Origin of the sequence: Enterobacter sp. C6 (genome assembly GCF_008122455.1) — a bacterium.
GTDB lineage: Bacteria > Pseudomonadota > Gammaproteobacteria > Enterobacterales > Enterobacteriaceae > Enterobacter > Enterobacter pseudoroggenkampii.
The window spans coordinates 1-10650 of sequence record NZ_QPFW01000140.1 but is presented as its reverse complement, the minus strand read 5'-3'; the positions used below and the strand labels follow the sequence as shown (position 1 = coordinate 10650).

Annotated in this window: 12 protein-coding genes; 8 read left to right on the top strand and 4 right to left on the bottom strand. The window is 58.4% G+C overall.

Annotation, left to right across the window (positions count from 1 at the left end; genetic code table 11):
- From DOU50_RS02865 to dsbG, 8 genes are all read left to right on the top strand, one after another.
- Positions 1 to 384, top strand: a 384-nt coding sequence (locus DOU50_RS02865) for a methyl-accepting chemotaxis protein (RefSeq protein ID WP_228117499.1), incomplete at its 5' end; no start/stop codon positions are given.
- Between the two features lie 119 nt (positions 385 to 503).
- Entirely contained in the window at positions 504 to 1022 is a 519-nt protein-coding gene (locus tag DOU50_RS02860) for an AAA family ATPase (protein WP_024909530.1), read from the top strand.
- 583 nt (positions 1023 to 1605) lie between these two features.
- On the top strand, positions 1606 to 2025 hold the full coding sequence (locus DOU50_RS02845; protein WP_148768752.1) for a hypothetical protein: 420 nt from the start codon (positions 1606 to 1608) through the stop codon (positions 2023 to 2025).
- A 5-nt stretch (positions 2026 to 2030) separates the two neighbouring features.
- Complete coding sequence (locus DOU50_RS02840) at positions 2031 to 2591, top strand: RNA polymerase sigma factor (RefSeq protein WP_148768754.1); 561 nt, start codon at positions 2031 to 2033, stop codon at positions 2589 to 2591.
- Positions 2592 to 2678: 87 nt separating this feature from the next.
- On the top strand, positions 2679 to 3050 hold the full coding sequence (locus DOU50_RS02835; RefSeq protein ID WP_024909526.1) for a hypothetical protein: 372 nt from the start codon (positions 2679 to 2681) through the stop codon (positions 3048 to 3050).
- 48 nt (positions 3051 to 3098) lie between these two features.
- Positions 3099 to 5123 (top strand): protein-disulfide reductase DsbD family protein, encoded by a 2025-nt coding sequence (locus tag DOU50_RS02830; RefSeq protein WP_148768751.1) that lies wholly within the window; start codon positions 3099 to 3101, stop codon positions 5121 to 5123.
- A gap of 7 nt (positions 5124 to 5130) precedes the next feature.
- Positions 5131 to 5742 carry a DsbA family protein gene (locus tag DOU50_RS02825; protein ID WP_148768753.1) on the top strand — a complete coding sequence of 204 codons (612 nt, stop codon included), beginning with the start codon at positions 5131 to 5133 and terminating at the stop codon, positions 5740 to 5742.
- Between the two features lie 41 nt (positions 5743 to 5783).
- Positions 5784 to 6542 carry a thiol:disulfide interchange protein DsbG gene (gene dsbG, locus DOU50_RS02820; protein WP_148768750.1) on the top strand — a complete coding sequence of 253 codons (759 nt, stop codon included), beginning with the start codon at positions 5784 to 5786 and terminating at the stop codon, positions 6540 to 6542.
- A gap of 41 nt (positions 6543 to 6583) precedes the next feature.
- Here dsbG and DOU50_RS02815 read toward each other — a convergent pair whose 3' ends face one another.
- From DOU50_RS02815 to DOU50_RS02800, 4 genes are all read right to left on the bottom strand, one after another.
- The gene (locus DOU50_RS02815; protein WP_148768749.1) at positions 6584 to 7876 is read right to left on the bottom strand and encodes a glycoside hydrolase family 10 protein; all 1293 of its coding nucleotides are present in this window, start codon (positions 7874 to 7876) and stop codon (positions 6584 to 6586) included.
- Between the two features lie 7 nt (positions 7877 to 7883).
- The gene (locus tag DOU50_RS02810; protein ID WP_024909521.1) at positions 7884 to 8171 is read right to left on the bottom strand and encodes a VF530 family DNA-binding protein; all 288 of its coding nucleotides are present in this window, start codon (positions 8169 to 8171) and stop codon (positions 7884 to 7886) included.
- A gap of 94 nt (positions 8172 to 8265) precedes the next feature.
- Entirely contained in the window at positions 8266 to 10437 is a 2172-nt protein-coding gene (locus DOU50_RS02805) for a glycosyl hydrolase 2 galactose-binding domain-containing protein (protein ID WP_416202937.1), read from the bottom strand.
- The coding region (locus DOU50_RS02800; protein ID WP_148768747.1) for an Hpt domain-containing protein at positions 10437 to 10650 on the bottom strand (214 nt) is incomplete at its 5' end. The genes DOU50_RS02800 and DOU50_RS02805, both read right to left, overlap by 1 nt.

Here is a 10650-nt window from a genome sequence, read left to right as displayed (position 1 = left end):
GGCTTTGCGGTCGTGGCCAGTGAAGTGCGCACCCTGGCGCAGAAAAGCGCGGTGGCGGCCAAGGACATCGAAAGCCTGATCGCGCAGTCGGTATCCAGCGTGAAAAATGGTGCGGAGCTGGTGAGCCGCTCCGGCGAGGTGATTGACTCGATTATTTCATCGGTGAATAAAGTAAATACGCTGATGGAGCAGATCTCCGTCGCCTCCGAAGAGCAGAGCCGCGGGATCAGCCAGGTCGGGCAAGCGGTGACCGAGATGGACGGCGTGACGCAGCAGAATGCCGCGCTGGTGCAGCAGTCCGCCGCGGCAGCGGCCTCGCTGGAAGAGCAGGCGCAGCAGCTATCGCGGAGTATTTCGAGTTTTAGTTTGCCGGTGCAGGCTTGATGGTATGAAGGAGGCTCCTGGGGGGAGCCTTTTTTGTATCTGGTGTAACCCTTTCTGTATAATTCAGGACGTCTCTACAGGCAGCACGAATCTACTAGTAATTATCGCCAGGGAAAATTATGTTAATTATTTTTAGTGGGCTACCCGGCAGTGGTAAAAGCACTGTTGCAAAAATCGTTACTCAAAGGCTGGGGGCTGTTTATCTGCGGGTTGATACCGTTGAGCAGGCCATTCGGTCGGTCTCTGAACCTGGTCAAAAAATTGGACCGGAGGGATATTTTGCCCTCTATGGTTTAGCGAGTGAGAACCTTAAGCTGGGCTCCACCGTTGTGACCGATTCCGTTAATGATATTAACCTTGTGCGAGATGCTTTCCGCAATATTGCTCTGTCGTTGAATGTCCCTTTCCTGGAAGTTGAAATTGTCTGCTCAGACGAAAAAGAACATCGTTATCGCGTAGAGAACAGAGTCTCTGATATCCCAGGGCTCACGCCTCCTGACTGGGGACAGGTAAAAAACCGTGAGTACGAACCCTGGGAGAGAGAACATCTCATATTGGACACTGCTGTGTTATCAGCGGCAGAGTGTGCAGATAAAATCCTGGAAATAAGGCATAAGATTGCGCTTAACTGGTCTTAAATGATGGACAAGCGCCTGCAATGGCTTAACTGCTTTGAGGATTCGCCTGAATTCAGCATAATTGGCTTCAGGAAATAAAAAGCTTCGTTTTTTACCGGCAACGTAAACCGCAGCGCAATCAGAAATCGGAACCGCGCATTGGAAGAATTAATTCTCAACATGAATTGAGGGGGCAACATCGAAAATGGGAAAGCGCAAGAGTGCTCTGATTTATGTCCTGACCGTAATTATATTTTTGCTTATTATCCCTGAGATCATTCTGCGTGTATGCACGTCCGAGCAACTCGGCCGTATCAGCGACTTCACTAGTTTAGGTGGCTTGTTAAATCCACTATTATCCTTGCTCATCTTCCTGGCATTGCTTTCAATCATACTGGCCGTCATTGCTATCGCATTGGTTAAGCGAATTCTTCATACGCGGTGATTTGCCTACAAGCGACGCATAGCATCCGCCAGCCGTTACCGCTATGAGTCCAAATTCGGCAGCACAAAAAAATTTATATTCATCCCAGCAATATTTCCCTTCCTCATCCGTCTACCTCATCACAAGCCATAATCAGTTACTGTAAACGAGGTAAACACCATGAGAGATTTTGAACTGCACGGCAGAGGTCACGGACGCGGATTTGGTCGCCACCGCATGGGCAAGGGCTTAGTCATTGGCGCGGTGATTTTCATCGTGCTCGGCCTGCTGGTGATGACTCTGTGGAACGCCTTGCTCCCGGCCATCCTCGGTGTGAAGGCCATCGGATTCTGGCAGGCGCTGGGCATTCTGGTGCTGAGCCGCATTCTGTTTGGTGGGTTAGGTTTCCGCCCGGGGATGTTTGGCGCGCACCGCCGGATGCACGAGCGCTGGATGAACATGACGCCCGAGCAGCGCGAGGCGTTTATTCAGCAGCGCCGCGAAGGGTTTGGTCGCCACGGCCGCGGCCACTGCGGCTGGCATGGTCATCGTGACGATAAGCGCGACGACGCCACGTCAAAAGCGCCGGAAGCAGAGTGAGCGAAATGAAAGCCGGGGAGGCGGGCGGATCCATGCTGATGTCGGCGCTCAATGCCTGCCGCGCCCGGCTGACAGCCTTCATTCGCGGGCGGACCTCCGTTCGCGATGATGCCGACGACATTTTGCAGGAAGTGACGTATCAGCTGATGAAAGTGGAGCAGCCGGTCGAAAACGTCGCCGCCTGGCTGTTCCGCGCGGCGCGTAACGAGATGACCGACCGGGCGCGTAAAAAGCGCGAGGTGCCGCTCTCCGGCTATTTTACGGGCGAAGATGACGACGGTTTCCCGGAAGACGAGCTGGCCGAAACCCTGTTCGGCGTACCGCACACGCCGGAGGAGGAGTACCTCAAGACGCTGCTGTGGGAAGAGCTTGGGCAGGCGCTGTCTGAACTGCCGTCGCCGCAGCGCGAGGTGTTTGAGAAGACCGAACTTCATGGCTACAGCATTAAAATGCTGGCAGAGGAGACCGGCGCCAGCGAACAGGCGCTGTTATCCCGCAAGCATAAGGCGGTGCTGTTTCTGCGCACGCGGCTGCGGGACGTCTATGACGCGCTGACGGGCGAATAGCGGCGGCAGACAAAACCTTACACTTCCGGCACTTGTAGATTCATCACTATGGTTTATGATCGGGGCGTTTTGTCACTCTGGAACGTTATGCGCAACCGTCAGCTCCTCGGAAAATGGCTTTTGATTATCACCTGTCTCGCGATGGCGCTTTGCCTCGTGCAGCGTGCGGTGATGCTAAACCATTTTTTACAGGGACTGGATCCGCAGATTTCGCTGAGTGCAGATGCCCCGGCTCAAACCAGCAGCACTGAACAACCCGGCCCGTCGCCGTGTCAGCTCGGCGCACACTCGCTGCTTTGCGCGCAGCCGCTGTTCTTCGACGGCGCGCTGCCGGCCATTGTTATCTTCTTCGCGCTGCTGCAGCTGTTGACGCAAGGGCGGGCATTGGCTCCCGTGGAACAGCCCGTTCAGGCACCTCCTCCCCGAATACACCTTAAAAACTGCGTTTTCCGTGAATGAAAAACATCGTCACCACACGATAATTTTTCACTGTTCACGGAGTACAACATGGTTAACCTCTTCAGGGGATTCGTCTTCCTGTGGCTGTCCTGCATCGGCATTGTCCATGCGGCGGACACCGGCTGGCTGGTCTCCCCACAAAACGATCACGCCCGCATCCGCTTTCAGGCGGAGAGGGAACAAACGCATGTTAAAGGCCTGCTCACCGTTGAGCTAAAGCCCGGCTGGAAAACCTACTGGAGATCGCCGGGCGAGGGCGGCGTCGCGCCAAAAATCAGCTGGCCGGAAGGCGTAACGGACAGCTGGTCCTGGCCGGTGCCGTCGCGCTTCGATATCTCCGGCATGACCACGCAGGGCTATCACGATAAGGTGACGATCCCGATTACGCTCGATGGAGCGAAGGGCGACACGCTCGACGGGACGCTGACGCTCTCTACCTGCAGCAACGTCTGCCTGCTGACGGACTACCCGCTGCATCTCGATTTTACCCAGCCGGTGGATGAGGGCTTCCGTAGCGCCTTCGGGCAAGCGATGCGAGCCGTGCCGGGCACGTCTGGCGTATCCAAGGATCTCTCTGCCTGGCTCTCTGGCGACAAGCTGGCGATTACCGGCACGACGGACGGGAAGTGGGACAATCCGGGGATCTACTTTGACCCGCTGGAGGGCGATATTCTGCCCGGCGAGCCGGTCATTAAACACGACGGCACTAAGCTTCGGGTGACGGTACCGGTGACCGACGAATGGGGTGATAAACCCGCCTCGCTGGCAGGCAAAAGGCTGTCGTTTGTGCTGACCAACGGCGAACGGGCGCAGCAAACCACCATGACCGTTGCGACCGCGCCCGAAGAGACCTCCGTGCCGGACGGGACGGGAAAAATGGTGCTCTTTGCGCTGCTGGGCGGGCTGATCCTGAACCTGATGCCCTGCGTGCTGCCGGTGATGGGCATGAAGCTTAACAGCATCCTGCTGGCGGGATCGGACAGCCGCGCCATCAGGCTGCGCTTTCTGGCCACCAGCGCCGGGATCCTCACCTCCTTTATGCTGCTGGCCGGGATGGTCACCGCGCTGAAGCTGGTCGGAGCGTCGCTGGGGTGGGGCATTCAGTTCCAGAACCCGTGGTTTATCGGCCTGATGGTCGCCGTGACCTTCCTGTTTGCGCTGAACCTGTTTGGGACGTTTGAAATGCTGCTGCCTTCTTCTGCCGCAGGACGGCTGGCGACGGCAGGGGGAGCGGGGATCGGCGGCAGCTTCTGCGAAGGGATGTTCGCCACGCTGCTGGCGACGCCGTGCTCCGCACCGTTCCTCGGTACCGCGGTCGCCTTTGCCCTTGGCGCGCCGCTGCACGCCCTGTGGCTGATCTTCCTGATGCTCGGCGTGGGCATGAGTCTGCCGTGGCTGTTCGTTGCCCTGGTACCGAAAACGGCCATGCTGCTGCCGAAACCCGGGCGCTGGATGAACACGCTCAAGGTCATCCTCGGCATGATGATGCTGGCCTCCAGCCTCTGGCTGGCGACGCTGTTGAGCGTGCATCTGGGCGAGGCGGTCAGCCAGATCGTGATGCTGGCGCTGACTGCCGCTGCGCTGGTGCTGTTCGCGCTGAAGGGACAAAAATCCTCACCCTTGTTCTGGCTGGTGGTCATCGCGCTGTCGGCGTTCGGCGGGTATCAGCTGCGCGGTCTGCTTAACGCGCCGCCTGACGCACCGGCACAAAACGTTGCGCAAACCATCTCGTGGCAGCCGCTCAGTGAAGAGGCCATTGAGCAGGGGCTGGCGCAGGGGAAACGGGTGTTTGTAGATATCTCGGCGGACTGGTGCGTGACGTGTAAGGTGAACGAGCACCGCGTACTCAGTCAGCCGGATGTTATTGCCGCGCTGCGCCAGCCGGACGTGGTGGCCCTGCGCGGAGACTGGAGCCAGCCGTCCGCGTTTATCGCGGATTTTCTGGCGAAGCGAAACCGTTACGCCATTCCGTTTAACGCGGTGTATGGTCCCGGCCTGCCTGAAGGGGAAATCCTCTCGCCGCTGTTGGACAAGCGCATCCTGGTCATCACTCTGAACAATGCAAAAGGCTAACGGTATGATGAAAAAACTCTTTATTACGCTTCTGCTCCTGCTGGCCCCGCTTCAGGTATTTGCTGGCCAGCCGCTGACGCCGGACCAGGAGCAGCGCGCGCAGAAGATGATCGCTGACTTCCTGTTTAACGATCCGAACTCCCCGCGCATCGGCGCGAAAAACCCAAAGCTCACCCTGGTGGTGTTTACCGACTACAACTGCCCGTACTGTAAAAAATTCGATCCGTACCTGGAGAAGATTGTCGAAAAATACCCGGACGTGGCGGTGGTCTTTAAGTTTTTACCTTTCCGCTCGGAAAGTTCGCTGACCGCCGCGCGAGACGCGTTAACCGTCTGGCGTGCGCATCCTGAGCAGTTTATGAAGCTGAACCACACTCTGATGGCGAAAAAGGGGTACCACGATGATGCCAGCATTCAGGAGGCGCAAAAGCGGGCGGGCGTGAGCGTGACGACGCCGGACGAGGAGAGTTTTCTGACGATCAGGCGCAGCCTCATTGTGGCGGAAAAAATGGGGATCCAGGGCACGCCTGCCACGCTTATCGGCGAGGGGCTGCTGCCCGGCTGGGTGCCGTACGAACAGTTCGACGAAATGGTCAGTGAAGCACTGAAAAACCGCTAACCTGAAGGGGGCGTGATGCCCCCGACAAACCGGAGAGGGAAATGAAAAAATTACTGTTACTTTCGGCGCTGGCGACGTCAGGGCTGGTACAGGCGGCTGAAGCCATACCGGATGTGGTGAAGCACTTCAGCGAGCAGCAGAACATCAAAATCATCAAGAAGCTGGATGCGCCTGGCGGCGCACCGGCATGGCTGGGGCAGTATCAGGATATGGGCGTGACGCTTTTTCTTACGCCGGACGGCAAGCACGTGATCTCGGGATATCTTTATGATGACAAAGGGAAGAACCTCAGCGAAGGCTATTTCCAGAAAGAGATCTACGCCCCGATGGGCCGCGAGATGTGGAAGAACCTCAACGCGGCGCATCCCCTGAAGGAAGGGGCGGATAACGCCCCGCGTAAAGTCTTTGTTTTCGCCGATCCGTTCTGTCCGTACTGCAAGCAGTTCTGGGCCGAAGCACAGCCGTGGGTGAAGGCGGGCAAGGTACAGCTCAACACGCTGCTGGTGGCGTTTCTCAACCCCAACAGCGGACGTAACGCCTCGGCGATTCTGAATGCGAAAGATCCGGTTGCGGCCTGGCGCGAATATGAGCTCTCCGGCGGCAAAAAACTGCCCAAGCCTGAAGGCGAGGCTTCCCGCGAAACGGTTGAGATCCTACAGAAACATCAGGCGCTGATGGACAGCCTGGGCGCTAACGCCACGCCGGCCATTTACTATCTGAATGCGGAAAATGAGCTGCAGCAGGTGGTGGGAATGCCGGATGCGCAGCAGCTCGAGGCGATGTTCGGGCCGAAGCCGTAAAAAAATACAGGCAGAAACGGGCGTTTCTGCCTGGTAATCACTTAGCTACCCCAGCGTCCACGGAGGTAGTTTACCGCCTGCTGGGTCTGCGGCTGGTTCAGGTAATCTTCCCGGAACAGAATAGTGCCGTTGACGTTGGGCAGCGAATCGTTGAGATCGAGCTGCTTTTTCAGCTCCGGCACGCCGCCCTGAACCGTCCAGTCTGGCTCGTTTCTCGACGGTTCGCCCACCTTGTAGAACGCAATGCCGATATACAGGCGCGTGTGGGTCGGCTTCACCACGTCGGCCCACCATCTGGTCAGCACGTCGTAGCGCGCGGCATCACGCGCGAAGGGCCAGTAAATCTGCGGCGCGATGTAGTCCAGCAGGCCCTGCTGCACCCACTGACGCGTATCGGCGAAGGATTCATCGTAGGCCGCGGCGCCGCGTGTGTCGGAGCCTGCCGGGTCAAAGGAGCGGTTACGCCATACCCCCGCCGGGCTGACGCCAAACTCAACGTCGGGCTTTGTCTGCTTGATCGCGCGGGAGACCTGGACGATCAGCTGCTGCGTGTTGTGCCTTCGCCAGTCGGCTTTTGAGGCAAATCCCTGGCCGTACTGCCGCCAGGTCTGCGAATCATTCAGCGCGGAGCCCGGCGATTCGGCATAGAAGTAATCATCAAACTGCACGCCGTCTACCGGGTAGTTCGCCACCACTTCGGTCACCACTTTGGTTATCCAGTCCCGCACCTCGGGAATGCCCGGGTCGAGCACAAAGCGGTCGCCTGAGATGCGCACCCACTCCGGATGCTGAACATAGACGCTGGACGGGGTCTGATAGGCGGTCCGGTTTAGCGCGGCGATGGTGGACGGCTTCGTGTTGGTCGACACGCGATAGGGGTTGAACCAGGCATGGACCTTCATGCCGCGCTTGTGCGCTTCATCGAGCATAAACTGCAGCGGGTCGTATCCCGGATATTCGCCGACGTTGCCCGTCAGCATATCCGACCACGGGAGAATCTTTGATGACCAGAGAGCCGTGCTGTCCGGCTTCACCTGGAAAAACACCGTGTTGATGCCGAGGTGCTTAAGGTTGTCGAGCTTTGCGATCAGCGCCTGCTTTTGCATCGCGATGCGCTGGTCCGCGCTGCGGCCATTCACCGACGCGACCGGGGGCCAGTCGAGACGCGAGACGGTCGCCAGCCAGATGCCGCGCATCGGCACGTTTGCCTGCGGCGTCGGTTTGCTGACGGTGGGGAGAGGGGTCACCAGCGATTTCGGTGGTTTTGAGGAGCAGCTCACAAGTAAAAGCGCGCAGGCAGCCAGCGCACCGATCCGTTTTACGTGTCGCGTCATTTGCGTATTAGCTCTTGATAATCCGACTGTTGGCCCAGGGATTAAAGGCGGGCGCCGCCTGCTCTGTATTTCCCTCATCGTTGAGAGAGTCCAGATACAGGGCTTCCACTTCCGCGCGCGCCCACGGGGTGCGGCGCAGAAATTTCAGGCTCGATTTAACGCTGGGGTCTTTTCTGAAACAGTTAATTTTGATGCGGTCGCCCAACTCGCTCCAGCCATATTTCGCCACCAGAGCGTTGATCATCATCTCCAGCGTTACGCCATGCAAAGGATCTTTGGAAATATGTGCAGTCATAGGCGTCCGGATGTCTCGATTTTTAGGGGATTGGGGTAAACGCTGAAAGGGTACAAGAAAGCAGGGGAAGCGGCAATTTTCCTTTTCCCCTCGCTCACTTTATGACGGACTCCGTGCGCTGATTTTCGCCGACAATTCTTCCCACACTGTTTTTAATCGTAAACCCAATCGACACGTCATCCTGGCCTGCGGGCGTGGCCGTAAGCATTTTAACCATCGTTCCCGAGTCTGCTGCGATCGTCATCGTCATCTTGCCCTTTGCCAGCACCTTATCGCGCTGGGTGATGCGCCAGGTCAGACGACACTCGCTGCACGGTTTCCAGGTGTCGTTGATGGCCCACAGACGCACGGTCGCCGCCGTGCCGGATTTCCACTGCGCAGTGACCGGTTCAATGGACGGCAGAACAGGCTGGTACGCACGTTGTAGCGCGTAAAACCCGGCTTTAGGTTTACGCAGGTAGTCCACCACGCCCCAGTTGATGGAGGGCCAGGTCTCCACAAACATGAAGTGGAACAGGGCCGTCACCGGCTGGTAGCGCTGTCGGCGATAACTCTCGGCCGCCGTGGCCACCAGCCGCGCCTGATACGCCTGGGTATTGCGGATCATCTCTTGAATATTCTTCCCGCGCGGAATACCGGCAAACTTAAAGGTCTGGAAGGGTTGAAAATTATGGTATTTCCAGACGGTCCAGCCGGGATCGTCAGCGGCGGTCGTTTTTGGCCAGAGCGACGCCGCCGGGATGATGGTTTTTAGCGTCGATAAGCGGGGAAGCGCCTGCGCGCCAAACTCGGTAATGATCCCCGTTTTAGCCGGCGTCAGCATGTCGCGCACGGTACCGAAGTACCAACCCGCCCAGTAATGCTCCTCAACGGCGGAAAAGCGATGCACGATGCGGGAAGTATCTTCGGCGAGCGTGTCCGCCACCCGCTGCGTGAGCTCGCGATTCAGATCTTTATTCCAGTCCGGGAAGCGTTTTTCCATCCACGGCGAATTCCAGGGCGGTTCGTTATGCCCGCCCCAGACGATGATGGCGGGGGAATTGCCAAACTGTTCGATCATCTCCCGCGTCTGGCGAACCGCGTTTTCCGTAAAGGCGTCACGGCTGTCGTAGCCCCACTGCAGCGGGACGTCCTGCCAGATCATCATCCCCATCTCATCGGCAACGTCATACAGCGCGCGCCCGGCAACGTGTCCGTGCACGCGTATGGCGTTAGCGTTCATGGTCTCCACCAGACGAAGATCGCGACGGTATTTTTCTCGCGTCATGGTGCTGAGCCAGGGGGAACCGATGTAATTGCTGCCTTTAATAAAAAGGCGTCTGTCGTTAATGAGCCAGCCTTTATTGTCGGGCTGCTCAACGATTTTGCGCAGGCCGGTGCGGGTCACCGCAGTATCCATCAGGCCGTTTTCATCGCGCAATGCCACGCGAATGGTATACAGGTGCGGTTTCCCCGTACCGACCGGCCACCACAGTTTTGCCTTCGGCATGGGCAGCGTCACCTGCACGGAATGGGCGCCGCTTTCGAGGGTAACCGGAAAGACAGCCTGATAGCGCTTGCCGCTGAAATTGGCGGGCGTGGCGGTGAGCCGCACGGTCGCCGGGCCCTGACCGAGCGCGCGATAGCGTATCTCCGCCTTTAGCGCCGGGCGAGTCAGCCCCTGCGTCCAGTCGGGCCGCAGGATGGTCTCATCAAGGGTAGCGCCCCGGCTAAGATGCAGCCTGACCGGTGCCCAGATGCCGCCTGAGTTAGCGTCCTGTCCTTGCGGCGACCAGGCCCCACCGGGACGCGTGTCATGCTGGTTAAGGATCCCCTTCATGAGCGTTTTATGCAGCGGCCAGACCTTAGTGGGATCTTCGTAAGGGCTGTCGACCCTGACCACGAGCTGGTTGTGACGTTGTAACGCCGAACGGGCATCCAGCGAAAAGCGCTGAAAATAGCCCTCATGCTTGCCCAGCGGCTGGCCGTTCAGCGTCACCTCTGCAAGGTAATCGACGCCGTCAAACACCAGGGTACTCATTACGTCGGGGGGCTGCACGGGCAGGGAAAACGCGTGCTTATACCACAGCGCGCCCTGGTGATCGTACCCGGCGCTGTACCAGTTGGCAGGAACCTGAAGCGGGCGCCAGCCTGATGCAGCAGGATGCGCACTGTCATTTGCGTCCTGAACCTGCCATTCTCCAGCCAGAGACCAGCTGACCGGCGCAGAGTTCGCCACCGTGTGGGGGGCCAACAGGGCAAGAAGCAGCGCGCAGTTGCGAGTCATCATGCGTTTACCCCGCGCGCGGTGAGCCATGCCGTCAGGCGCCGCGATTCCTGGCGAAGGTTTTCATTCAGGGCTGCAAGCTGTTGCCTATCCAGCGCATGAGCGTCGCTTTCCAGCACCTGTAGCTGCTGTGCGAGCGTGCTGAAGTCCAGGGTGACGGCTTCTCCCCGCAGCTTGTGGGCCGCGCGGCGCAGCGCGTCGCGGTCGTCGCTG